Source organism: Mesorhizobium sp. STM 4661, assembly GCF_000359125.1.
GTDB lineage: Bacteria > Pseudomonadota > Alphaproteobacteria > Rhizobiales > Rhizobiaceae > Mesorhizobium.
On record NZ_CAAF010000048.1, the window covers coordinates 73757 to 97830 of the forward strand.

Below are 24074 nucleotides of genomic sequence, written 5' to 3' on the forward strand. Positions count from 1 at the left end.
GTCGCATTAAATTGCTGTCACTTTTGTGCGACCGCTACCCTTGGTGGCGGCTATCAGGCCAAACCCCATAGTTTGCGGCCGTATGCAATCATCGGCTTTTCATCGGCCACGGGACGTGTTACGAGCCAGCGCCAATCCTGAAAGGGAAGAAACGAGTCGGCGCTGTCCATTCCGGTCCAGCGCTTTTTTGTATTCCCCCAGCGCTTTTTCGTATCCGAGGGACTGGCCATGGCAAAAATCATCGAAACGTCCACCGGCGCACTGGCGCTGACATTTGACGACGTGCTGCTGCAGCCCGGTCATTCCGAGGTCATGCCCGGCGAGACCGACATTCGCACCCGCATCGCCGGCGACATCGACCTCAACGTGCCGATCCTGTCGGCCGCCATGGATACGGTCACCGAGGCGCGTCTTGCCATCGCCATGGCCCAGGCCGGCGGCATCGGCGTCATCCACCGCAATTTCTCGCCGGCCGAACAGGCCGAGCAGGTGCGGCAGGTCAAGAAATTCGAGTCCGGTATGGTGGTGAACCCCGTTACCATCGGCCCCGATGCGACGCTCGCCGACGCGCTCGCCTTGATGCGCACCTACTCGATTTCAGGCATTCCGGTGGTCGAGAATGGCGGCACCGGCGGCCAGAAGGGCGGCCGGCTGGTCGGCATCCTGACCAATCGCGACGTGCGCTTCGCTTCCGACCCGGCGCAGAAGGTCTACGAACTGATGACCCGTGAGAACCTGATCACGGTCAAGGAGAACGTCGATCAGGACGAGGCCAAGCGCCTCCTCCACCAGCACCGCATCGAAAAGCTGGTTGTCGTTGACAAATCGGGCAATTGCGTCGGCCTGATCACCGTCAAGGACATCGAGAAGTCGCAGCTCAATCCGCACGCCACCAAGGATGCACAGGGGCGGCTGCGCGCCGCCGCGGCCACCAGCGTCGGCGACGACGGCTTCGAGCGCGCCGAGCGTCTCATCGATGCCGGCGTCGACCTTCTGGTGGTCGATACCGCGCATGGTCATTCGCAGCGCGTGCTGGATGCCGTGACCCGGGCGAAGAAACTGTCCAACTCCGTCCGCATCCTGGCCGGCAACGTCGCTACATCGGAAGGCACGCAGGCGCTGATCGATGCTGGAGCCGACGCCGTCAAGGTCGGCATTGGGCCCGGATCCATCTGCACCACCCGCATCGTCGCTGGCGTCGGTGTGCCACAGCTTTCGGCGATCATGTCGGCGGTCGAGACGGCGCATAGATCGGGTGTCTCGGTCATCGCCGATGGCGGCATCAAATATTCGGGCGATCTGGCCAAGGCGCTCGCCGCCGGCGCCAGTGCCGCCATGATCGGTTCGCTGCTGGCCGGCACCGACGAGAGCCCGGGCGAGGTCTATCTGCACCAGGGCCGCTCCTTCAAGGCCTATCGCGGCATGGGTTCGGTTGGCGCCATGGCCCGCGGCTCGGCCGATCGCTACTTCCAGGCCGAGGTGCGCGACACGCTGAAACTGGTTCCCGAAGGCATTGAAGGGCAGGTTCCCTACAAAGGACCTGTGTCTGGCGTGCTGCACCAGCTTGCAGGCGGCCTGAAAGCCGCTATGGGTTATGTCGGCGGCCGCGACCTTGCCGATTTCCGCGACCGCGCCACTTTTGTTCGCATATCCAATGCCGGACTTCGTGAAAGCCACGCTCATGACGTCACGATTACCCGCGAAAGCCCGAATTATCCCGGCGGAATTTGATCAGAATGCCGTCGGGCGGAGCCTGACGGCAATGATCCTGCGGATGTCGCGCCACGCCGCGGCGCTGTGTTTTGCATCCGCGGCGGTTTTCATCGCCATGACGGCGATGGAGTTCTTCTATTTCCGCAGCCTCAGTGGCGGGCTGCCGTCGCTCGACATGCGCTTTGCCGGTTTCACGCCGGATGAGGGCATGGCCTGGCTGACGGCGCTCGGCCGGCGCGGCGGCGAGATCATCCTGGTCTGGCATTATCTGACCTTCGACCTTTTGTTCCCGGCGCTGCTGTCGGTGACCATGGTCAGCCTGATCCTCGCCACCGGACGGCGGCTGAAGAATTTCCGGGCAATGCCGTCGCAATTGCAGTCCCTGCTTGCGGTTGTTCTGGTGCTGCCATACACGCTTGCCGATTATGCGCAGAACATAGCCGTGGCGCGGCTGTTGTCCGATTTCCTGTCGGCCAATCCGGATTCGCTGTCTTTCGCCTCGTCGCTGATCGTCACCAAATTCGCGCTTCTGGCGATCCCCTTGGCCGTCATTGCGGCTTTCACGCTGGTCGGACTACGGCGACGCCAGACGTGAAAAAAACATGAACCAGACCGCGATCTTCTGGCCTGTTCTGGCGCAGGTGCTTCTGGTCTACATCGTCTATCTCGTGATGGGCCGCCGCAGATACGGCGCGGTCAGGTCAGGCGAGGCCAAGGCCGGCCAGTTCAAGACCCGCTCCACCGAGCCGGCATCCAGCGTCACCGTCGCCAACAACCTCAGCAACCAGTTCGAACTGCCGGTGCTCTTCTACGTCCTGTGCCTGGCGCTGCACGAGACCAACGGCGTCAACTACCTGACGCTGGCCTTGATGTGGATTTTCGTGGTTTCGCGCTACGCCCACGCCTGGGTTCACCTCACCAGCAACGATCTGCGCTTCCGCAGCCGCATCTTCTTCTTCAGCGCGGTGGTTCTCTTGCTGGCATGGATATGGTTCGCGCTCCACCTGCTGACGGTCGTCTGAACGAGCCAGCAAGCAGCAGCCTAAAGGTCGAACACCGCGATCTTGCGCTTGTCGAACTTGATGCCGATTTCGCCGCGCACCAGCTTGAGCGCCGCCTCGCCGAACACGGCGCGCCGCCAGCCTTGCAAGGCCGGCACGTCGGCGGCCTCGCCCTCGGCGGCGATACGGTCGATGTCGTCGCTGGAGGCCAGCACCTTCGAGGCAACGCCCTCCTTTTCGGCGACGATCCGCAAAAGCACTTTCAGCAACTCCGCCGCGGCATTGGAACCTTCGGGCGGCTGGAAGCTCTTCGGCAGCTTCGGCATGTCTTCCCTGGGCAAGGCAAGTGCTGAGTTCACCGCGCCAAGCAGCGCCGTTGCCGTCGCCGACCGCTCCCAGCCCTTCGGTGTGGTGCGCAGCTTGCCGAGCGCCGTCGCATCGCGCGGCGCCTGTTGCGCGATCTCGTAGATGGCGTCGTCCTTGAGCACCCGGCCGCGCGGCACGTCGCGTTCGCGCGCCTCTCGCTCGCGCCAGGCCGCCACCGCTTGCACGATCGCCAGCTCTTGCGGCTTGCGCAGCCGCATCTTCAGCCGCTTCCAGGCATCCTCCGGATGCGGGTCGTAGGTTTCGCGCGAGGTCAGCACCTCCATCTCCTCGTTCAGCCAGTGGGCGCGTTTTTCCCGCTCAAGCTCGGCGCTGAGATGCTGGTAGACCTCGATCAGATGGGTGACGTCGGCAAGCGCGTAGTCGAGCTGCTTGTCTGACAGCGGGCGGTGGCGCCAGTCGGTGAAACGCGAGGATTTGTCGAGCCGCGCCCCGGTGACCCGCTGCACCAACTGGTCGTAGGAGACGCTGTCGCCGAAGCCGCAGACCATCGCCGCCACCTGGGTGTCGAACACCGGATGCGGCACCAGATCGCCGAGATGGACGATGATTTCGATGTCCTGGCGGGCGGCGTGGAAGACTTTGACGACCGCCTCGTTGGCCATCAGCCTGAAGAACGGCTTGAGGTCGATCTCGGGCGACAAAGGATCGATCAGGGCCGTCACGCCGGGGGCCGCCATCTGGATCAGGCAGAGGATCGGCCAGAAGGTCGTTTCGCGGATGAATTCGGTGTCGACGGTGACGAGATCCGACTTTTCGAACGCGGCAAGAACGGTTTCGAGCTCTTTTTGGGTAGTGATGACGTGCATCAAATCGCTTTTGGCAAGGGTAAGGTCTCCTTCAATTTCAGCCGCGCGGGCTTTCGTCAAGGGTCAGCGGACCCGTCGGAATCGCCATTGCGCCTGGCCAGCCGGGCGAAAATCGTCGAGGTGCGCAAAAGTGCTGTGAAACGGCTGCGATGGCCCGCCGGCACGCCGGATCGCACCTGCATCCGATAGAGGATGACGACGATGAAGACCACGTAGACGACAGCGCAGAACACGAACAGGGCGCTTGGCCCGAAATATTGCATCGCCGTCGACGCCGCGAGCGGGCCGCCAATGGCGCCGAAGGAATAGAACAGCATCAAGGCTGCGTTGATCAGCACGAACTCGCCCTTGTCGGCGCGGTCGTTGGAGTGCGCCGCCGACAGCGAGTAGAGCGGCATGGCGAAGCTGCCGAAGATGAAGACGATCAGGAAGTTGAGGAATGGGTCGCTCCCCGCCACGAACACCAGCGCAAGTGCTGCCAACATCGCGCTGCACGTCGTTATCAGCAGCACCGAGCGCCGGTCCCAGCGGTCGGAAAGATAACCGAGCGGGTACTGGATGATGGCGCCGCCGAAGATGCCGACGCTGACAAAGGTGACGACGTCGGCAACCGACATGCCGATCTGCTCGGCATAGACCGGCGACAGCGTGCGGAAAGCACTGTTGGTGACGCCGACTGCAATGCAGCCGAAGCAGCCGAGCGGCGAAATCCGCCAGACGCGCGCCAGATCAAGCTTGACGTCTTCGGGCGGGGTCGGGTTGGAGCGGTCGCCGAGCGACACCGGCACCAGCGACAAAGTGATCATGATCGACATGATGGCGAAGATGGCAAAACCGCCGACGCCGAAGATCGGGATCAGGAACTGCGCGCCGGTGACCGAGCCGATGTCGACCATCCGGTAGATGGCCAGCACCCGCGCGCGGTCCTGGTTGGCGACCCCGGAATTGAGCCAGGCTTCCATGATGGTGAACAGGCCGGCGAAGCAGAAGCCGCCGGCGAAGCGCACCGCGCACCACATCACCGGATCGATGACCAGCACCAGGAGCAGCGTGCCGGCCGAGGCGATCGCCGCCAGCGCCGAAAAGGCGCGCACATGGCCGACGGCCTTCATGATGCGGGTAACAGCGAGGCAGCCGAGCAGGAAACCGGCGAAATAGAACGTGCCCATCAGTCCGATGGTCGAGGCCGAAAATCCCTCCTGCGCGCCGCGCAATGCAATCAACGTGCTCTGCAGGCCGTTGCCGCCGAGCAGGATGCCGGCGGCAATGAGGAGCGGGATCAGCGGGCGGATGGAGGACATGAAGGAAGGCGGTCACTTTTCGTTGATCCTTATTGGACCATCGCCCCCGCCAATGCCAGCGGCAATTCCCGGTGGCAACAGGATGATCAGTCATCCTGAATTCGTTCGGGCGCGTCGCTCTGGTCTGTACTCAGGGCCGCGGCGACTGCCGGTCGTTGGGCCACAAGCCGAACCACTTGGCTGCTCCCGATGCGATTACTATTCCGGCTAGAACTGCGATGAGCCCGACAATCAGGTTCGCGCTTACCTGTTCGCCCAGAAAGACGACGCCGAAGATCGATGCCGTCACTGGATTTACCGCAATCGAGACGGCAACCAGTGTCGGCGCCGCGCGTCCGAGTGCAAATGCCCACAGGAAGAAAATGAAAGCGCCGCCGATTATGGCCAGATAGCCGCTCGCAATCCATTGAGGCGCGCTAAGTGTGGCAAGTCGCGCGAAGCCTCCGTTCCATGCCACCAAGGCCGATAGGCAGACCGAACCCACGCCCATGCCAAACGCCACGAATGGGATCGGCGCGGTGCGGGATAGAAAAGGTCGCGACCAGACATTGTAGAGCGCCATGCAGAAAGCCGCCGCGACCATCAGGAGGTCTCCGCGCCATGCGTCAGGGGGAGCGGTCGTCAAGCTCGTGCCGAGTGCGACGGCCACCCCTGCCATTGCGATCAGGACGCCGACGATCTTGCGCATGGTCGGCGCTTCGGTCCTTAGAACCGCCCCGGCAAACATGGTCAGCAGCGGCAGTGTCGAAAGCGCCAAGGCTCCTCTCGCGGCCGTGGTGTAGACAAGGGCTCCATTGAAGAGAACGGGAAACAGGCCGAAGAACAAGAGGCCCAATGCGCCGGCGCCGGGCCAGTCGCTCTTCGCCGGCCACTTGTCTCGTCGCCAAAGCGCTACGGCAGCCAAAACCAGAAAACCGCCGCCGAACCGTACCGCGCCGATGGTGAGAGGGTCGAGTGTGCCTGCGAGATATCGTGTTGCGCCAACGGCGGTGCCGCCAAAAGCGCTGGAGAGAATAGCGGCGAGCACTCCTAGAATTTCCATCGTTCCCGACCCTACCAGTTCGGAGCCAGCGATATCGGGCAGGCGGGTCAAAAGGAATCGAATAAGCTCAATAAGCTTGATAAGATATCCATATGAACACTCTCGATCCAGAGTTGCTGCGGGCCTTCGTCGTCGTTGCCGAGCGCCTCTCGTTCACGCGCGCCGCCGAGCAGCTCAATCGAACGCAGGCCACCATTAGCTTGCAAGTGAAACGTCTCGAGGAGCGCCTCGAGGTCACCTTATTCCGTCGCTCGACAGCCCGCGTTGAACTCACGGCCGCCGGGGAGGGTTTTCTGATCGACGCACGCCGCATCCTTGCCCTCAATGTGCAGGCGATTGCGCGTGTTTCCAGTCAGCGGGTCGCTGGACGCATCCGTATCGGGGTCATGGAAGATTATGGCACCAAGATCCTGCCGCGCCTGCTCACCGACGTCGCCGAGCGATTTCCGCTCGTGCAGGTCGAAATGGAGATCGGTCTCACCGCCCGGCTGCTGAAACGGCTCGGTTCGTCGTTTGACGCCGTCATCGCCATGCATCCGGAAGGTACGGCCGAGGGTGATCTGATATGCCGCGAAAGGGCGATTTGGGCAGCGGCGGCAACCCGTGCCGTCGAGGAGCTCGATCCGCTGCCCGTCGCCTTGTCGAATCCCGATTGCCTGTTTCGTGCCTGGGCCGTCGAGGCGCTCAACAAGGCAGGCCGGCCGTGGCGATTGGCCTATGTCAGTCCGAGCCTCTCAGCCACGGAAGCAATCGTCGAGGAGGGCCTTGCGATCACCGTGGTCAAAGGCAGCATGCTTGCGCCAGGCATGCGCTGTATTCACCCGGGCCGACATGTGCCGCCGCTGCCCGGGGCAGAGATCCGTCTTCATCGGGCCGGAATGTCTTCCGCCAGCGCTGCGTTGGTCGTCGATCACCTTGCACATCGCCTCCGGCTATCAGCTCTAGGCTCCTAGGACGCCTGGAGAACATGAAGGAAAGCAATCGCTTGCCGGCGCGTGCGCGAGGCGGCCATCACCCCGAAAGGCAAGGCGATGACCGACCTGGTTGATGCCGGGCGCGAAAGGATTGGCCACGCCATCTTCAAGACATGGGACGCACATGAGGTCGACGAACTGGTGCGGCTCATGCGCAAGTTTGCGGATGCCGTGGAGGACGAGCCGCCTGTCGGTCCACAAATCGGCAATTGACAGGTCTTGGCCTGGCCGTTCCGATAATCGGACCGCTCCGATGTCCAAATCATGCAACACTTCATTTGATCGATTCGAAGGTCCGTGAAAAAATTATGGAAGATGTCTTCATAACCTTTGACCCAGGCTTCCCCCTTCTAGAGGTGACATCAATCGCGAAGGCAATTGACGACGCCAATGTCTTTATTCCCGGGTACATCCCACCGGCTGTCGGCTCTTTGGATCTGTGTGGCTTCATTTTTGCTCAGACTCGTGAGCAGTATCAGTTTGTAATATTGCCAGATCGAAATCTAGTTTCTCGTATGGCGAGGGTGCAGAGAGATGGAATTCCAGAAAATATTGATGAGACAACAAATAACGCAATAAATGTCTTAGCTTTTGCGAAAGCTATGGATTTTCTGATTGAGCCATCTATCGCATTCCACGAGCTCGCTCAGTACGCAGGCAACGAGATAGCACATGAGGAACTCCGTTGGTTTCGAATTGCAGACAACCACAATACTTTGGAGTGGATCGAAGCAGCTGTAGGAAGACGCCATAAATTTACTCCTTCTCACCCAATTCCACAAAATTCTGCGCACGATCTAAGTTTCCCGCTGCATCGTTGGAAACGGAACTATGTCGTCGCGTTAAAAATCGCAGAACTTGAACTCCAGCAAATAAGCAATATTGAGCGATCGCTTCAGCTTTTTCGCTGGCTTTTCTACGATTTCCTATTGGCGGGGCCTGCCGCGATCTTCGCGACGTTCTATTTCTCGCCAATGAGTTCCCGCAAGCGCCTACTGAAACATCTGCGCTCACTTGATCGCGAGCGAGCGATAGGCGGCGTGAAAAACGCGGCATGGGACATTACGCATCTCAGTGATTTCGTTCGGCGCATCGACGCGGGGGATCGTGAGCGCAAAAGATACATCTTTGCGACTGCGGACAAAGGGTTGGCAAGAATTGCGCCGCTCCTTCTCAAAGATCCTCATGACAACGATATCGAAATTGGACTTGCAACTGCATTAGAGGCTTGGTGGCCGCACCGAGACGCTCGAAGGATCGTCACTGCGTTGACCGAATACATCGATCACGCTGATAAGTCAGAGCGTCAGATCAACGGTCCAGTGTCATCAGATTTCATCGATGCGCTGATTGAACGAGGTGAATCCAATCTACGCGCATTTGAACCGTAGCTTCGGCATACTCCCCATGGATGTGCGATGCGACTAGTTTAAACTTCTTTTGGCTCATGCGCTTTTGGTAAGAGTGAGGGCATTGCGAAGGATAAGGGGAAAACCCGAAGTTGAACCTGAGCTATTGTCAAGCGCCGTTTGCCTTGACAAAGGCGGCCTCTCATGTGCTTTTCGCGCAAATTTTCGGGCCGGGCCATCATGCCTCGGCCGTAACCCAGCACCCGGACTTCACGAATGACAATGCATCGTTACCGCAGCCATACCTGTGCCCAGTTGAGGAAGAGCGACGTCGGTTCCTCCGTCCGCCTGTCGGGCTGGGTGCATCGCGTGCGCGACCATGGCGGCCTGCTGTTCATCGATTTGCGCGACCACTACGGGCTGACCCAGATCGTCGCCGATCCGGACTCGCCGGCCTTCAAGGTCGCCGAGACCGTGCGTGGCGAATGGGTCATCCGCGTCGACGGCGAAGTCAAGGCGCGCCTGGCGGAGACCGCGAACGCCAATCTGCCGACCGGCGAGATCGAGATTTTCGCGCGCGAGATCGAAGTGCTGTCGGCGGCCAGGGAATTGCCGCTGCCGGTGTTCGGCGAGCCGGATTATCCCGAGGACATCCGCCTCAAATACCGCTTCCTCGACCTGCGCCGCGACACGCTGCACAAGAACATCGTGGCGCGGACAAAAATCATCGCCGAGATGCGCAAGCGCATGGGCGAGGTCGGCTTCACCGAATTCTCGACGCCGATCCTGACCGCGTCTTCGCCCGAAGGCGCGCGCGACTTCCTGGTGCCGTCGCGCATCCATCCCGGCACTTTCTACGCGCTGCCGCAGGCGCCGCAGCAGTACAAGCAGCTGATCATGGTGTCTGGCTTCGACCGCTATTTCCAGATCGCGCCGTGCTTCCGCGACGAGGATCCGCGCGCCGACCGGCTGCCCGGCGAGTTCTACCAACTCGACCTCGAAATGAGCTTCGTCGAGCAGGACGACGTGCTGTCGACGATGGAGCCGGTCATGCGCGGGGTCTTCGAAACCTTTGCCGGCGGCAAGCCGGTGACGCAGAAATTCCAGCGCATTCCTTACGATGTAGCCATGCGCAAATACGGCACCGACAAGCCGGACCTGCGCAACCCGATCGAAATGCAGGCCGTCTCCGATCATTTTCGCGATTCCGGCTTCAAGGTGTTCGCCAACATCCTGGCCAACGACCCGAAGACCGAGGTCTGGGCCATTCCGGCAAAAACCGGCGGCAGCCGCGCCTTCTGCGACCGCATGAATTCCTGGGCGCAAGGCGAAGGCCAGCCGGGGCTTGGCTACATCTTCTGGCGCAAGGAGGGCGAGAAGCTCGAAGGCGCGGGGCCGCTGGCCAAGAACATCGGCGAGGAGCGCACCGAGGCAATCCGCCTCCAACTCGGCCTTGCCGATGGCGACGCCGCTTTCTTCGTCGCTGGCGACCCGAAGAAATTCGTCTCCTTCGCGGGTGCGGCGCGCACGCGTGCCGGCGAGGAGCTGAACCTCGTCGACCGCGACCGCTTCGAACTCTGCTGGATCGTCGACTTCCCATTCTTTGAATGGAATGAGGAAGAGAAGAAGATCGATTTCGCCCACAACCCGTTCTCGATGCCGCAGGGCGGCATCGAGGCGCTCAAAGGCGATGATCTGCTCGGCATCAAGGCGTTCCAGTACGACATGGTCTGCAACGGTTTCGAGATCGCCTCCGGCGGCATCCGCAACCACCTGTCCGAGACCATGGTCAAGGCGTTCGAGACTGTCGGGCTGGATCGTGAAACGGTCGAGGAGCGTTTCGGCGGCCTCTACCGCGCCTTCCAGTATGGCGCGCCGCCGCATGGCGGCATGGCGGCCGGTATCGACCGTGTCGTCATGCTGCTGGTCGGCGCCAAAAACCTGCGCGAAGTGACCATGTTCCCGATGAACCAGCAGGCCTACGACCTTCTGATGAACGCGCCATCGGAAGCCACCCCGCAGCAGCTTCGCGAGCTGTCGCTGCGCGTCGTGGCGACCAAGAAAGAGGCCTAAAGACCTCCCGCAACCGATTCTATTGATTCACAAAAAAAGCCCGGCAGCGACGCCGGGCTTTTTCTTTGCGAGATGGTTCCCGGTCAGTCTTCGTTCGCCTTGACCGTCACGCCAAGCGTTTTCGGCAGGTCGAGCGGGTTGGACATGGCGCCCGCCATGATCAGCGCGAACGGCACCGCTGCCGGCGGCTCGGCCGAGATCTCGAGGCTCTGCGGATCGTCGAGATATTTGCTGACCGCAGCCGAAACCTGCGCCGTCAGTTCGGGATTGTTGAGCTGCGCCATGCCGAAAGGCACGATTGCCTTGGCCTGGTTGGCAATGTCCTTGCCGGACATGCCTTGCTGCTTGCCGACATAATCTAGCACCTTGTTGGTCAGCGAATCGTCGTCGAAACGGACGCTGGCGCTGTTGAACGAAAGCTGCTGCAGCAGGCCGAGCATGGCCATGCCTTGCGCCGAATTGTCGGCGCCTTCGGGTTGCGCCGCCATCTTCTTCTGCATCTCCTGCAACGACTTGATGACGTCAAGCGTGTAGCCGCCGAGATCGAAGGTCATGCCGAGCGTGCCGGCATTGTCGACGGAGACGTCGTATTTCGACAATTCCATCTTGCCGTCCGAAGGCTGCCAAGTGCCGGCCATTTCGAGGTTGCCCGTGATATTCTGGTAACCGAGGGCGTTGATCACTTCCTTGGATTTCGGATCGTCGACCAGCGTCAGGTCGGCATTGAACTTTTCCGTTGTGCCGGAAAACGCCATCGCCTTGCCGTCGGCCGGGGGAGTGATTTCGATGGCAAGCCCGTCCATCGAGAAGGCGGTCTTGTCGGCGACCTTGACCGTCATGTTGTCGAGTTCGGCCGACTTGTACATCATCAGCGAACCCAGCGGACCCGTGGCCCCGTCCGCCGGAACCGTCATGTCATGGATGACGAAGGGGCTGAGGTTGAGCGTGACGCCGTCCTGGCTGTGTTGGAAGGCCGAAGTCGATACGGTTGCGATGGCATAACCGCCATTGGCCTCGGTCACGCCTTCGAGTTTGACGTCGCCGATTGGCAGCGCTTCCTTCTCGGCCGCCGGTTTGACGGACACGCCTTGCAGCACCATGCTGGAAGCATCGCCGGTCACTCCGGTCCACGAGATGTCGACACCCTGGGCGGCCATGGCCGCCTTCAGCCGGTCGGCGACGGCCGTATCCTGCGCGAAAGCCGCGTTCAGCGGCAGTGTCAGCAAAAAGGTCGAAAAGGCGAGTTTGTAGAGAGTTGAGCGTTTGATTGTCATCGCGAGTTCCCTGAGAGTGTCCTGAAATTGTTTTTCGAATTTCTTTTGCGCCATCACCATTCCGTGACGAACTGGACGGGAAAAAGGCGTTCCCACCCAACAATGGTCAAAAATCGCGCCGAAAGGCAAACCCGTTCACGGCCTAGAGCCGCCATGTAACAGGTTGATGTTGGCCGGCGCGCGAGAGCTCCCAATTCCTGTTGCAGATGGGCTGCTCCATTCGTGCGCCTCTTGCCGCGAATCACCCGCTCGGCTAGTCCCAGCCCATGGGAAAAAGGCTTTTGCCGCCTGAAGATGGCGGCGGCGATCATATCGAGCCGGTCGATCTGAAAAAGGCGCTGGAAGAGCGCTATCTCGCCTATGCGCTGTCGACCATCATGCACCGGGCGTTGCCGGATGTGCGCGACGGACTGAAGCCGGTCCATCGCCGCATCATGCATGCCATGCGGCTGCTCAGGCTCAACCCCGACCAGGGTTTTGCCAAATGCGCCCGCATCGTCGGCGAGGTGATGGGCAAGTTCCATCCGCATGGCGACCAATCGATCTACGACGCGCTGGTGCGCCTGGCGCAGGATTTTTCGATGCGCTACCCGCTGGTCGACGGGCAAGGCAATTTCGGCAATATCGACGGCGATAATGCCGCCGCCATGCGCTACACCGAAGCACGCATGACCGATGTGGCGACCGAGCTGCTTTCCGGCATCACCGAGGATGCGGTCGACTACCGGCCGACCTACAATGAGGAGGACGAGGAGCCGGTCGTGCTGCCCGGCGCCTTCCCGAACCTGCTTGCCAACGGCTCATCCGGGATTGCGGTGGGCATGGCGACCTCGATCCCGCCGCATAACGCCGCCGAACTGTGCGATGCAGCCTTGCACCTAATCGAGCATCCGGATGCGCCGGTGACGACGCTGATGGACTTCGTGCAGGGTCCGGACTTCCCAACCGGCGGCATCATCGTCGACAGCCGTGCCTCGATCCTCGAAGCCTACGAAACCGGCCGCGGCGGCTTTCGCGTCAGGGCCAAATGGGGTCAGGAGGACCAGGGCAGGGGCACCTGGAGCATCGTCGTCACCGAAATCCCCTATGGTGTCCAGAAGGCCCGGCTGATCGAAAAGATCGCCGAGCTTTTGATGGCCCGCAAATTGCCGCTCTTGGAAGACATCCGCGACGAAAGCGCGGAAGACATCCGCGTCGTGCTGGTGCCGAAGAGCCGTTCGGTCGATCCCGGCATCCTGATGGAATCGCTGTTCAAGCTGACCGAGCTGGAAAGCCGCTTCCCGCTCAACATGAACGTGCTGTCGCGCGGCAAGGTGCCCAACGTGCTTTCGCTGAAGGGCGTGCTCAAGGAATGGCTGGAGCACCGCCGCGAGGTGCTGATCCGCCGCTCCAGGCATCGCCTCGGCGAGATCGAGAGGCGGCTGGAGATCCTCGCCGGCTATCTGATCGCCTATCTCAACATCGACGAGGTGATCAGGATCATCCGCGAGGAGGATGAGCCCAAGCAAGTGATGATGGCGCGCTGGTCGCTGACCGACAACCAGGCCGAGGCCATCCTCAACATGCGGCTGCGCGCCTTGCGCAAGCTGGAAGAAATCGAGATCCGCAAGGAGTTCGACGGGCTGACGACCGAGAAGAAGCAGATCGAGGCGCTGCTCGCTTCCGACGCCAAGCAGTGGGCGACGATTAAATGGGAAGTCTCCAGCATCCGTGAGAAATTCGGACCGGAGACCGAACTCGGCAAGCGCCGCACCCAGTTCGCCGACGCGCCCGAACATGACCTGACCGACATTGCGCACGCCATGATCGAGCGCGAGCCGGTCACCGTGGTTGTCTCGGAAAAAGGCTGGCTGCGGGCAATGAAAGGCCACCTGATCGACCACTCGACCCTGACCTTCAAGGAGGGTGACAGCCTCAAGCTCGCCTTCCATGCCCAGACCACCGACAAGGTGTTGGTCTTCACCACCGGCGGCAAGTTCTACACGATCGGCGCCGACCGGCTGCCGGGCGGACGCGGCCATGGCGAGCCGATCCGCATCATCGTCGACATGGACAACGACCAGGACATCGTCACCGCCTTCGTCCATGACCCCAAGCGCAAGCTGCTCTTGGTGTCATATGACGCCAACGGCTTTGTCGTGCCGGAGGAGGAGGTCGTGGCCAACACCCGCAAGGGCAAGCAGGTGATGAACGTCAAGGCGCCCGACGAGGCCAAGCGCTGCGTGACGGTCGCCGGCGATCATCTCGCCATCGTCGGCGAGAACCGCAAGATGCTGGTGTTCCCGCTCTCCGAAATCCCCGAAATGGGACGCGGCAAGGGCGTTCGCCTGCAGAAGTACAAGGATGGCGGCGTCCTCGACCTCAAGACTTTCACGCTCGAAAGCGGCCTCTCCTGGCAGGATTCGGCCGACCGCACCTTTACCAAGTCGCGTGAGGAACTGGCCGAATGGATCGGCGCCCGCGCCTCGGCCGGACGCATGGTGCCGAAGGGTTTTCCAAGGACAGGGAAGTTCGGGTAGCGCCGCTAATCTCCCCCCTCGAGGGGGAGATGTCGCCGAAGGCGACAGAGGGGGTCGGTACGTCCTGACGCGACCTCCTATTGTGGACTGAGGACGCCGGCGCTTCATGCGCGGCGACCCCCCTCTGGCCTGCCGGCCATCTCCCCCCTCAAAGGGGGGAGATCCCCAATCATTTGGAATGTCGTCACGATTGCTGCACTATATCAGTGCATAAGCAGGAAGGATGTTTGGGAGAGTCGGGCATTTGAAGGAAGCAAAAATCCAGAAGCCGGAACGCCAGCAGCGCCTGTTCGGCCTGTCGACGCCGCTCAGGTCCGCCGTCATTCCGCCGCTGTCGGCCGCGCGCTGGCTGCTGGTGCTGATCGTCGCCGCCGGCGTCTATTTCTTCCATGGCTTCCTGTTCCCGGTGCTGGCCGCTCTCGTCATCGCCTTCGCCAGCTGGCCGCTCTATCGACGGCTGCTCGCTGCCGTCGACGGCAACCGCACGATCGCCGCGACATTGGCGATCCTCTTCATCCTGACCTTCCTGGTGGTGCCGATCGCGCTCGCCGGCACCTATGCCATCAACGAGGTCCGCGATTGGGTCGGCTGGGCGATCGAGACCAACCGGTATGGCGCGGCGACGCCGCACTGGATCGCCACGCTGCCCGTGGTCGGCGAGTGGCTGAACGAGCAGTGGACGCGCAATTTCGGCCATCCCGGCGGCATCGGCGAGCTGATCCAGCTGATCAGCGGCGCCAATATCGGCAGCATCTATCGCGGTGTGCTGGCCGCCGGCGGCAGCGCCTTCGGCCTTCTGCTGACGCTGCTGTTCATGATGATCGCGCTGTTCTTCGCCTATCGCGACGGCGAGCATTTCGCCGGGCAGGTCGACCGTCTCGGCGAACGCATTCTGCCGACAAGGTGGGAGCGGATCTCACGGGTGGTGCCGGCGACGATCTCCTCGACGGTGACCGGCATGACCGTTATCGCCATCGGCGAGGGGCTGGTGCTGGGCGTCGCCTACTGGCTGGCCGGCGTGCCGTCGCCGGTGACGCTGGGCGCGCTGACCGGCATCATGGCGCTGATCCCCGGCGGCGCGCCTCTGTCGTTCACGCTCGTCTCGATCTATCTCGCCGCCAGCGGCTCGCCGATGGCCGGGTTGGCGCTCTTCATCTGGGGCTCGGTGGAACTCTTCATCGTCGACAAGACATTGCGCCCGAAACTGGTTGGCGGTCCGATAAAGCTGCCGTTTCTGCCGACGTTCTTCGGCCTGATCGGCGGCGTCAAGACCATGGGCTTTCTCGGCTTGTTCATCGGCCCGGTGCTGATGGCGCTGCTGGTTGCGATCTGGCGCGAATGGCTGCGCGAGGTGGAACTGTCCGACGAACTCGCTTCCGTAGAACCCACGGAGCCGGAGGGCGCTCCGCCGCAGATCGAGATCGTCGCCGACGCGAAAAAGATTCAGGCCGGGTGAGAGACGGCGAGCGTGGCGCGGCGCTTGCGGCCCTCGTGCAATTGCCACGCCGAATGCGCAACCAGCGCGACGATGATGACCGCGCCGCCGATCAGACTGTCGCGTGACGGCGTTTCGGCAAAGATCAACCACACCCAGACCGGCGCCAGCACGGTTTCGAGCAGGTAGAACATCGCCACTTCCGGCCCGGAAATGTATTTCGGCCCGTTGGCAAGGCAGAAGAACGAAATCGGCATGATGACGGCGCCGTTGAAGATGATCCACCACGGCGCGTTCACCTGAAGGCCTTCGCCTGAGACCATGAATACCGCGATGGCCAGAGGCAGGACAAAGCTGATCAGCGAGGTGAACCCCATATCCTTGCCGCTGGCGCGCGAGATGGTGATTGCCAGTGCTATCAGGAAGGCTGAGCATAGCGCCATGAAATCGCCGAACAGGTGCCCGGTCCCGATCGAGCCGCCGACGATGATCAGCACGCCGAGGATCATGACCAGCATCGTCAGCACCGTGACCAGGCGCGGCCGCTCCTTCAGGAACAACCAGGACAGCAACCCCGTGAACACGGTGCTGAAGGCCAGGATGAAGACCAGATTGGCGGTCGAGGTGTGGTAGACGGCGGTGACGAAAGTCAGCGAGGTCAGACCGTAACATATGGCCACCGCAAGCCCCGACCAGCCAGGGATGAGTTGCGGCGCATTCCTGCTCAGCGAACGCCAGATGGCCCAGATGACCAGCGTCGCGAAAAAGGTGGAGCCGGTGCGCAGCAACAGGATCGTCCAAGCGCCGCCGTCTGCCAGCCGGATCAGTGGAATGTCCGCGGTCAGCGCCAGTCCGCCGATAGCTGTGATGAGAAGGCCTTTACGGTGATCGGTGTGGCCCTGCTGGGTGTGAGATGACATGCCGGTCTCGCGATGTATGAGGAGGCAGGCCGCAGAAATCGACCCGGCGCCTGTCTTCCAGCCACGCGGCTGCAAGACCAGCATCCTCCTCCTTAAAACAGTTTAGGGATGAAAGGCGGAAGAAAAGGTCAGCGCGAAACCGCTTCGTGGTCGTAGCGTTCCCAGCCCTTGGGACCGAGATGTTCCTGCGGCATGAAGCGCATCTTATAATTCATCTTGCGCGAGCCGTTGACCCAGTAGCCGAGATAGACATGGGGCAGGCCCATCGCCTTGGCGCGGGCGATATGGTCGAGGATCATGAAGGTGCCGAGCGACCGGTCCTCGAAGTCGGGATTGAAGTAGGAGTAGACCATCGACAGGCCGTCGGCCATCTTGTCGGTGAGCGCCACCGCGATCAGCTCGCCCTGGCCCTTGCCGGTGATGAAAGTGTCGGGGCCGCGGCGCCGGTACTCGATGACCTTGGTGTCGACATGGGTGTCCTCGACCATCATGGCGTAGTCGAGCACCGTCATGTCCGACATGCCGCCGCGTCTGTGGCGGGCATCGAGGTAGCCGCGAAACAGCGAATATTGCTCGGTGGACGGTTGGGCGTCGTGCATGGCGCCGACAAGGTCCGAATTGTGCTGGATCACCCGTTTCATGTTGCGGCTGGCGGTGAATTCCTGGGCCAGGATACGCACCGAAACGCAGGCGCGACAGGTCTCGCAGGCCGGCCTGTAGGCGATGTTCTGCGAACGCCGGAAGCCGCCTTGCGTCAACAGGTCGTTCATCTCCGGCGCCTTGTCGCCGACCAGATGCGTGAACACCTTGCGCTCGAACTGGCCCTCAAGATAGGGGCACGGCGACGGCGCGGTCAGGAAGAACTGCGGCGACTGGGTCGGGTGCTGCGTCATCGAGCCTTGGAGACACTCCTGCGAATCGCTCTACCTTTGGCGCGGACGGCGAAAAATTCAACAGGATTGTGCAGGCGTGGTTGCCCGGACGCCTTCACATTTGCGCATAAGCGGCTGCGGCGACTCCTCGAAAGCTGTTTCAACGGCCGCTGCGGCTGATCACCGTGCCGAGCAGCAGGTCGTGCAGCGTGCGCTTGCGGTCGGAAAACAGCGTCACCAGAAGGATCAGCGGCGTCAGGATGACATTGCCGGCCCAGAACAGCACCGAATGGACGACAGCCGTCAGCCCGTCGATGCGGGTGCCGTCGAGGCGGTCGAGCCGGATGCCCATCATCTTCATGCCCGTGGTGGCCTGGTCGGCACTGCCCAGCGTGTTCCAGATGTAGAGGATGGCGACGACCGGCACGAGGACGGAAAACAGCATCCAGCCGAGGCCGAGCGTCAACAGCCCGAGGAAGAACACCAGGATCGCGAACGGAATGGTGAGCAGCGCGACGATGCAATAGTCGAGGATGAAGGCAAGGATGCGCGGCGTGCGCACGCCTTCATAGGCCCTGACATCGTCGAGCCTGGTGGTGATGATTTCGCCGTCAAGTACGCGCGCGTTCATGTCATGTCCTCGTAATCGGACCCGCAATAGGGTGCGGACTCAATGCTGGTGAAATGGTGAAGGCCAGCGGCAGAATCAAGATCGGATCTTTCACCGGCCTGCTGTGAAGTCGGGCCGAGCCTTGAGGCTGAATCGGTTGAATTCACGGCACGGATAGCGTTAGCTTGCTGCGGCGCAACAAAGGCGCGAGGGACGGGGCAACATGGACTACGACATGCTGGTCATCGGCAGCGGCCCTTCCGGGCGCCGCGCCGCGGTGCAATCGGCCAAGCTTGGCAAATCGGTATTGGTGGTCGACAGGGGCCGGCGCCTCGGCGGTGTTTCCGTGCATACCGGCACCATCCCCTCGAAGACGCTGCGCGAGACGGTGCTCAACCTCTCCGGCTGGCGCGAGCGCGGTTTCTACGGTCGCGGCTACCGGGTCAAGCAGGACATTTCCGTTGCCGACCTGATCGAGCGCCTGCACAAGACGCTCGATCACGAGGTCGAGGTTTTGCAGCACCAGTTCATGCGCAACACCGTCAAAAGCGCCCGCGCCGCGGTCAAGTTCCTCGGTCCCAACAAGGTCAGCCTGACGGCGGACAATGGCGACCACAGCGAGGTCGGTTTCGCCAATGCGTTGATCGCGGTCGGTACCCGCCCGCACCGGCCGCGCGACGTGCCCTTCGACAAGACCCGCATCTTCGACAGCGATGAGATGCTGGAACTCCACCGCTTGCCGCGCACGCTGACGGTGATCGGCGCCGGCGTCATCGGCGTTGAATATGCGACGATCTTTTCGGCGCTCGACGTGCCGGTGACGCTGGTCGAGCCGCGCAACACCATCCTCGACTTCGTCGACCGCGAGATCGTCGACGATTTCATCCATCAGATGCGCGACCGCGGCATGACGATCCGGCTGGGCAGCGCTGTCAAGGAGATCGCCTCGAAACCCGACCACGCCGAGGTGACGCTTGCCGACGGCCGCACCATCCGCTCGGAGATGGTGCTTTATGCGGCGGGGCGCACCGGCAATGTCGGCGCGCTGGGCCTGGACGTGGTTGGCATCGAGGCCGATTCTCGAGGCCGCATCAAGGTCGATCCACAGACCTTCCAGACCAGTGCGCCGAACATCTATGCCGCCGGCGACGTCATCGGCTTTCCAAGCCTTGCCTCCACTTCGATGGAGCAGGGCAGGGTGGCTGCCTGCCACGCCTTTGGCGTGCCGCTGCCGCCGCCGCCGGAAACCTTTCCCTACGGCATCTACGCCGTGCCCGAGATTTCCACCGTCGGCCAGTCGGAAGAGCAGGTGCGCGAGAGTGGCGGAGCGTATGAGGTCGGGGTGGCGCGCTTCCGCGAGACCTCACGCGGCCACATCATGGGCGTCGACACCGGTTTCCTGAAGCTTCTGTTTTCGGTCGAGACGCGCCGCCTGCTCGGCGCCCATATCGTCGGCGAGGGTGCCACCGAACTCATCCATATCGGCCAGGCGGTGATCAATCTCGGCGGCACGGTCGACTTCTTCGTCAACAACACCTTCAACTATCCGACGCTGGCCGAAGCCTACAAGATCGCAGGGCTGGATGCCTGGAACAGGATGGGGCGAGGGTAACGCGGCTGGCTCGTCAATTCGCCTGTGCGACGATGGCCGCCTGGTCCGCCAGCCATTGCCTGACGATCGCCGCGTCGCGATCACCGAATTCATGGCCCGAGGGGACAATCCGCGCGTCGACTTCGGCGCCATGCTGGCTGAGCAGGATGACCAGCGCCGGCGCAAAGGGCGCGTAGGTCAGGTCGGCGGCGCCGGCGACGATCAGCACGCGCGATCTGGAAAGATCCACGGGTGGCACGTCGTCGAGCACCGGCATCGGGCGCAGCAATGCTGCCCGTTCGATGAGGCCTGGATGCAGCAGCATCACGCTCGAAACCAGATTGGCGCCGTTCGAATAGCCGAGAAATGTCATTCGGGAAAAATCGAGGCCATGGCGCTTCGCCGCCTCAGTGATGAAATCTGAGAAGGCGCCGGCCTCCCTGCGGATGCTCTCCTGTTCGAAGCGCGTCGGCGTGATCCGCGTGAACCAGCGGAAACCGTCCTCCTGGACGATGCGACCGCGGACCGCCACCAGCACGGCGCGCGGCGCGATCCGTCGCCCCAGCGCCACCAGCGTCGTCTCGTCGACGCCTGACCCATGCAGCAGGAAAAAGCATTCGCCGCTTGGCTTTGCCGGCTTGTAGAGGCGGTAGGAAAACGCCAGGTCGCGCCGCAACGAGCCATCTTCCGCAGGTTTTTCCACCATGGTTGCATCCTTTTGATTTCGTAATGGTTTTGTTCGTTTGCCGGCTTCAAAACGGAATATTTTCGGGCTCCTACAAAGTTGATCGAACCGGGCGCATTTCAATCCGTTTTTCGCTGGTATTGATCCCTGCGGGAGGAATCGAAGCGATGCGCCGGTATGGTCGCATTGCCGGCATGAACAAACAGCTTTGAGGCCTTTTATCGATGACCGTGCCAGTTTCGCCAGATCGCGACACGCGCATAGACGTGCTGCGGGCTCTCGCTCTCCTGACCATATATGTCGACCATGTGCCGGGCACCGCTTACGAGTACCTGACCTACAAGAATTTCGGGTTCTCGGATGCCGCGGAGGCCTTTGTGCTGATCTCAGGCATGTCGGTCGCTCTCGCCTATGGTACAAAATTCCAGCCCGGCAGCCGGCTGCTCGCGACGCTAAAACTGTGGCGCCGCGCGGGCGTGCTCTATGTCGCCCACATCGTCACGACGATGGTGGTGATGGCCCTCTTCTGCGCGGTGGCGGTGTTCGCGAAGCGGCCGGACATTCTGGCGATGATCAACATCGAGCCGCTCATGAGGAAAACGCCCGAAGTGCTGGTCGGCATCGTCACGCTCGGTCATCAGCTCGGCTATAACAACATCCTGCCGGTCTATGCCGTGCTGCTTTTGATGACCCCGGTCTTCCTGCTGTTCATCAGCAGCAGGCCCTTGGCGGCGCTCGCCGTATCCGGAACTCTGTGGCTGGTCGCCGGGATCTACCAGATTGCTCCGCCAAACTATCCGGAGCCTGGCTTCTGGTTCCTCAATCCGCTGTCGTGGCAGTTCCTTTTCAATATCGGTGTGGCGGCCACGCTGCATGTCAGGCGCGGCGGCACCATTCCGGTCAATCGCTGGCTGGTTGGCGCGGCCGCAACCTATGTCGCCGGGGCGCTGGTCTGGGTACACACCCCGCTCTGGGGGCAAATAACGTGGTTCAATCTGCCCGTGGTGATCGGCGGCTTCGACAAGACGTTCCTGTCGCTGCCGAGGCTGCTGCACATCCTGGCCGTGAGCTATCTGGTCGTGGCCATTCCGTCTGTCTCGAACCTGTTCCGGACGAGCCGCGACCACCCGCTCGCCATATTGGGCAAGCGGTCGCTGCCGGTTTTCGTCGCCGGCACGGTGATCGCCATGGCGGCGCATGTGATGAGGCTGGTCAACCCCGGCGGGTTTGCCTATGACAGTCTGCTGATATCAGCCGGGATCGCCATGCAGTTCGCGCTCGCCTACTATCTCGAATGGCTGTCGGGTATCGGGTGGTCCAGCAAGCCGGTTCGCAGCGAAACATCGCCGGTGCGTACTCCCTTTGGCGTGGGATCCATGGCGACAAGTGCCAATCGATAGATCTGCTGGACTCAAGCCCTCGTGGGCGGCGGCCCGGAGGAAGCCCTGACGACAAGTTCGACGTCGAGCGTTTCGCGTCGCACCGTGCCGTCGAAATCGAGGATTCGTCGCGCCGCCCTGCGGCCAATCTCGGCGATCGGCTGGGCGACCGTGGTGAGCGCAGGATCGCAAAGTGCGGCGTCGGGCACGCCGTCGAAGCCGACGATGGAGACATCGCGGGGAACGGCGATGTCCCGCGCGGCCAGCCATTCGATCGCGATCATGGCAGTCCGGTCCGACATCGCCAGGATGGCCGTGGGCGGCTCCGCCGAGGCAAAGATCGTTTCGAGGCCAGCCCATGTGCTGGCTTCGTCGTTTTCGGTCTCGTAGACCGGCACCCTGGCGGTGTCGACGCCGAAGCGGGAAAGCTCCTCGAAATAGCCGGCAAGGCGGTCGCGCGTTCCGGTGTAGACCGCCGCCTGGACTTGGCCTGGCGAAACAAGACCGGTGCTGTCGTCGGCGAAAGCCAGCGACAGCACGGCGAAGCGGCGATGGCCAAGCCCAGCCAGATGGCGCGCCGCCAGGCGGGCGCCGGCGACATTGTCGACGCCGATCGCCGAAACCCTGTCGTCCTCGAAGCCGAGTTCGAGCGCGACGAAAGGGAGCTTGCGTTCGAGTGTCAGCTCGACGAGGCGCGAGCCGCCCTCAATGCAGAACAGGATGAAGCCGTCGACCAGGGCACTCTGGATATTCCAGGCCAGTTTCTCCTCGTTACCGGCCGACACCAGCGCTATCCCGGTGCCGGTGGCGTCGCATGTTGCGGAAATACTGGCCATCATCGCGCGGGCATACGGATCGTCGAAGAAATAGGACAGCGGATCGGTGGTGGCGACGCCGATCGCGTTGACCTTGCCGGCACGCAGCAGGCGACCCTTGGGATCCGGTCCGGCATAGCCCATCGCCTCGGCCGCCGCCTTGACCCGTTCGCGGACTTCCTCGCGTACGATCTCGGGACGGCTGAAGACATTGGAGGCGGTACCGTGCGAAACACCGGCGGCTTTGGCGATATCGGCCAACCGGACGGGTCTTGTGTTGCCTTCGGTGAGTGACGCCATTTTTTTGCTTGCCTTCAGACCCCATCCAGCACTTTCGTTGGATGCGTCAAACATTTCTGCTGGATGCATCTAGCACTTTCGTTGGATCGATTCAAATTTTGGCTTGACTCTGACGCGGCAAAGCCTATCTTTTGAATCGATCCAAGTATGGTATCAACCATTGATTGGATCGATACAAGAGGAGCGTGCCATGCACCCTGTCAACTATCTGTTCGAAGACATTCATCGCAACGACTGGGGTATCGCCTCGGTCGCCGCGACGGAGAAGCGACGTGGCAAGATCGGTCCGTGGAAGCGTGAATTGCGTTTCCTCGTGGAGCGCAAGCGGAGCTGATCGGCAAAAATATTTCGTGCCGGCCGATTGGATCGATTCAAAATATCGAGAGGAGACCGAGCCATGCACCCCATTAACCAATTGTTCGAAGACATCTATCGCAACTACTGGGGCATCGCTCCGGCCGCCGAGCGGCCGGAGCCGAGGCGCCTGGTCAAACCGACCGCGCGCAACCGCGAACTGCTGGTCCGGCCCGAGCGCCGGCAAGACTGAACCTCGTTTTACCGGAATACGGCTCCGTGCGTTGTTGGATACCGCCCGCCTCAAAATAGATTGCCTGACGCGTCAGGAACGCGGGCGCACCAGCGCCGAGGCGGCCATCACCAGCCAGCCGGCGATGAGCAAGGTGCCGCCAATGGGCGCCAACATCGGGAAAAGCCGCGAGCCGAGGAAGTCCCGGGCGAGAAGGTCGCCGCAGAATAGCACAAGCCCGACGAGAAGGATGAGGCTTCCGGTCCGCAGGATCCGGTTTGCGCCGACGAGGCCGACGGCAAGGAAGACCGGCGCATGCATGAGCAGGAAGGACGCGGCCGTGCTGACGAAGGCGCCGCCCAGATGCGCCGCCGCGGCCGACAGCGCTACGCCGGCCGCGCCGCAGAGTCCGCCGGCGAATAAGAGGATGCGGCCGCTGCCGGTTGCTGGTTGCTCGGCCGTGCCCATATTGAGGTGTCTCCGTGAATTGCCAAACGACGGG

General features: G+C 62.0%; 23 protein-coding genes and 1 pseudogene. 13 read left to right on the plus strand and 11 right to left on the minus strand.

Features of this window, described 5'->3' with window-relative positions; translation table 11 throughout:
- Positions 1–53 precede the first annotated feature (53 nt).
- Positions 54–242: a hypothetical protein gene (locus MESS4_RS33570; RefSeq protein WP_157385600.1), complete on the minus strand. Its 189-nt coding sequence runs from the start codon at positions 240–242 to the stop codon at positions 54–56.
- Between MESS4_RS33570 and guaB the strand changes: the two genes are divergently transcribed.
- The 3 genes from guaB to MESS4_RS15565 are packed head-to-tail and all read left to right on the plus strand — an operon-like array spanning position 229 to position 2735.
- On the plus strand, positions 229–1731 hold the full coding sequence (guaB, locus tag MESS4_RS15555; protein WP_006332478.1) for an IMP dehydrogenase: 1503 nt from the start codon (positions 229–231) through the stop codon (positions 1729–1731). The two genes, MESS4_RS33570 and guaB, sit on opposite strands and share 14 nt — an antisense overlap.
- A gap of 31 nt (positions 1732–1762) precedes the next feature.
- The gene (locus MESS4_RS15560) at positions 1763–2308 is read left to right on the plus strand and encodes a hypothetical protein (RefSeq protein WP_006332483.1); all 546 of its coding nucleotides are present in this window, start codon (positions 1763–1765) and stop codon (positions 2306–2308) included.
- A 7-nt stretch (positions 2309–2315) separates the two neighbouring features.
- Positions 2316–2735: an MAPEG family protein gene (locus MESS4_RS15565; protein WP_006332485.1), complete on the plus strand. Its 420-nt coding sequence runs from the start codon at positions 2316–2318 to the stop codon at positions 2733–2735.
- A 20-nt stretch (positions 2736–2755) separates the two neighbouring features.
- Here MESS4_RS15565 and rnd read toward each other — a convergent pair whose 3' ends face one another.
- The 3 genes from rnd to MESS4_RS15580 all read right to left on the minus strand — a co-directional run bounded on the left by rnd (position 2756) and on the right by MESS4_RS15580 (position 6250).
- A complete protein-coding gene (gene rnd / locus MESS4_RS15570; RefSeq protein ID WP_036241405.1) occupies positions 2756–3907 on the minus strand; it encodes a ribonuclease D in 1152 nt (383 codons plus the stop codon).
- A 56-nt stretch (positions 3908–3963) separates the two neighbouring features.
- Positions 3964–5208: an MFS transporter gene (locus MESS4_RS15575; RefSeq protein ID WP_006332487.1), complete on the minus strand. Its 1245-nt coding sequence runs from the start codon at positions 5206–5208 to the stop codon at positions 3964–3966.
- Between the two features lie 130 nt (positions 5209–5338).
- Positions 5339–6250, minus strand: coding sequence for a DMT family transporter (locus MESS4_RS15580; protein ID WP_006332488.1), 912 nt, complete (start codon positions 6248–6250; stop codon positions 5339–5341).
- Between the two features lie 92 nt (positions 6251–6342).
- On the opposite strand from MESS4_RS15580, the gene MESS4_RS15585 reads away from it, so the two are divergent.
- From MESS4_RS15585 to aspS, 4 genes and pseudogenes are all read left to right on the plus strand, one after another.
- Positions 6343–7203, plus strand: coding sequence for a LysR family transcriptional regulator (locus tag MESS4_RS15585; RefSeq protein ID WP_006332494.1), 861 nt, complete (start codon positions 6343–6345; stop codon positions 7201–7203).
- An 18-nt stretch (positions 7204–7221) separates the two neighbouring features.
- Positions 7222–7437, plus strand: a pseudogene (locus MESS4_RS15590) (MarR family transcriptional regulator); the annotation flags it as partial.
- Between the two features lie 65 nt (positions 7438–7502).
- Entirely contained in the window at positions 7503–8615 is a 1113-nt protein-coding gene (locus MESS4_RS15595) for a hypothetical protein (protein ID WP_157385601.1), read from the plus strand.
- A gap of 234 nt (positions 8616–8849) precedes the next feature.
- Complete coding sequence (gene aspS / locus MESS4_RS15600) at positions 8850–10646, plus strand: aspartate--tRNA ligase (RefSeq protein WP_006332500.1); 1797 nt, start codon at positions 8850–8852, stop codon at positions 10644–10646.
- A gap of 83 nt (positions 10647–10729) precedes the next feature.
- Here the strand turns inward: aspS and MESS4_RS15605 are convergent, their stop codons facing one another.
- Entirely contained in the window at positions 10730–11920 is a 1191-nt protein-coding gene (locus tag MESS4_RS15605; protein ID WP_006332502.1) for a hypothetical protein, read from the minus strand.
- A gap of 266 nt (positions 11921–12186) precedes the next feature.
- Between MESS4_RS15605 and parC the strand changes: the two genes are divergently transcribed.
- Positions 12187–14439: a DNA topoisomerase IV subunit A gene (gene parC / locus MESS4_RS15610; protein ID WP_036241410.1), complete on the plus strand. Its 2253-nt coding sequence runs from the start codon at positions 12187–12189 to the stop codon at positions 14437–14439.
- Positions 14440–14683: 244 nt separating this feature from the next.
- Positions 14684–15895, plus strand: a complete 1212-nt coding sequence (locus MESS4_RS15615) for an AI-2E family transporter (protein WP_081609747.1) — start codon at positions 14684–14686, stop codon at positions 15893–15895.
- On the opposite strand, the gene MESS4_RS15620 is transcribed toward MESS4_RS15615, so the two are convergent.
- The 3 genes from MESS4_RS15620 to MESS4_RS15630 form a co-directional block, all read right to left on the minus strand.
- Entirely contained in the window at positions 15883–16794 is a 912-nt protein-coding gene (locus tag MESS4_RS15620) for a DMT family transporter (RefSeq protein WP_036241422.1), read from the minus strand. The two genes, MESS4_RS15615 and MESS4_RS15620, sit on opposite strands and share 13 nt — an antisense overlap.
- Before the next feature lie 128 nt (positions 16795–16922).
- Entirely contained in the window at positions 16923–17687 is a 765-nt protein-coding gene (locus MESS4_RS15625; protein WP_006332508.1) for an arginyltransferase, read from the minus strand.
- A 139-nt stretch (positions 17688–17826) separates the two neighbouring features.
- Positions 17827–18297 (minus strand): RDD family protein, encoded by a 471-nt coding sequence (locus tag MESS4_RS15630; protein ID WP_006332509.1) that lies wholly within the window; start codon positions 18295–18297, stop codon positions 17827–17829.
- A gap of 202 nt (positions 18298–18499) precedes the next feature.
- On the opposite strand from MESS4_RS15630, the gene sthA reads away from it, so the two are divergent.
- On the plus strand, positions 18500–19888 hold the full coding sequence (sthA, locus tag MESS4_RS15635) for a Si-specific NAD(P)(+) transhydrogenase (protein ID WP_006332514.1): 1389 nt from the start codon (positions 18500–18502) through the stop codon (positions 19886–19888).
- A gap of 13 nt (positions 19889–19901) precedes the next feature.
- On the opposite strand, the gene MESS4_RS15640 is transcribed toward sthA, so the two are convergent.
- Positions 19902–20573 carry an alpha/beta hydrolase gene (locus MESS4_RS15640; RefSeq protein ID WP_006332518.1) on the minus strand — a complete coding sequence of 224 codons (672 nt, stop codon included), beginning with the start codon at positions 20571–20573 and terminating at the stop codon, positions 19902–19904.
- 203 nt (positions 20574–20776) lie between these two features.
- Here MESS4_RS15640 and MESS4_RS15645 point away from each other — a divergent pair, with 203 nt between their 5' ends.
- The gene (locus MESS4_RS15645; protein WP_006332531.1) at positions 20777–21952 is read left to right on the plus strand and encodes an OpgC family protein; all 1176 of its coding nucleotides are present in this window, start codon (positions 20777–20779) and stop codon (positions 21950–21952) included.
- 11 nt (positions 21953–21963) lie between these two features.
- Here MESS4_RS15645 and MESS4_RS15650 read toward each other — a convergent pair whose 3' ends face one another.
- Positions 21964–23046 (minus strand): LacI family DNA-binding transcriptional regulator, encoded by a 1083-nt coding sequence (locus MESS4_RS15650; RefSeq protein ID WP_006332534.1) that lies wholly within the window; start codon positions 23044–23046, stop codon positions 21964–21966.
- 190 nt (positions 23047–23236) lie between these two features.
- Between MESS4_RS15650 and MESS4_RS32280 the strand changes: the two genes are divergently transcribed.
- Together MESS4_RS32280 and MESS4_RS33970 are read left to right on the plus strand one after the other, a co-directional pair.
- Positions 23237–23380 (plus strand): hypothetical protein, encoded by a 144-nt coding sequence (locus MESS4_RS32280; protein WP_006332536.1) that lies wholly within the window; start codon positions 23237–23239, stop codon positions 23378–23380.
- A gap of 63 nt (positions 23381–23443) precedes the next feature.
- Positions 23444–23593 carry a hypothetical protein gene (locus tag MESS4_RS33970; protein WP_006332538.1) on the plus strand — a complete coding sequence of 50 codons (150 nt, stop codon included), beginning with the start codon at positions 23444–23446 and terminating at the stop codon, positions 23591–23593.
- A gap of 72 nt (positions 23594–23665) precedes the next feature.
- Here MESS4_RS33970 and MESS4_RS15655 read toward each other — a convergent pair whose 3' ends face one another.
- A complete protein-coding gene (locus MESS4_RS15655) occupies positions 23666–24040 on the minus strand; it encodes a DUF423 domain-containing protein (protein WP_006332540.1) in 375 nt (124 codons plus the stop codon).
- Positions 24041–24074: the final 34 nt, after the last annotated feature.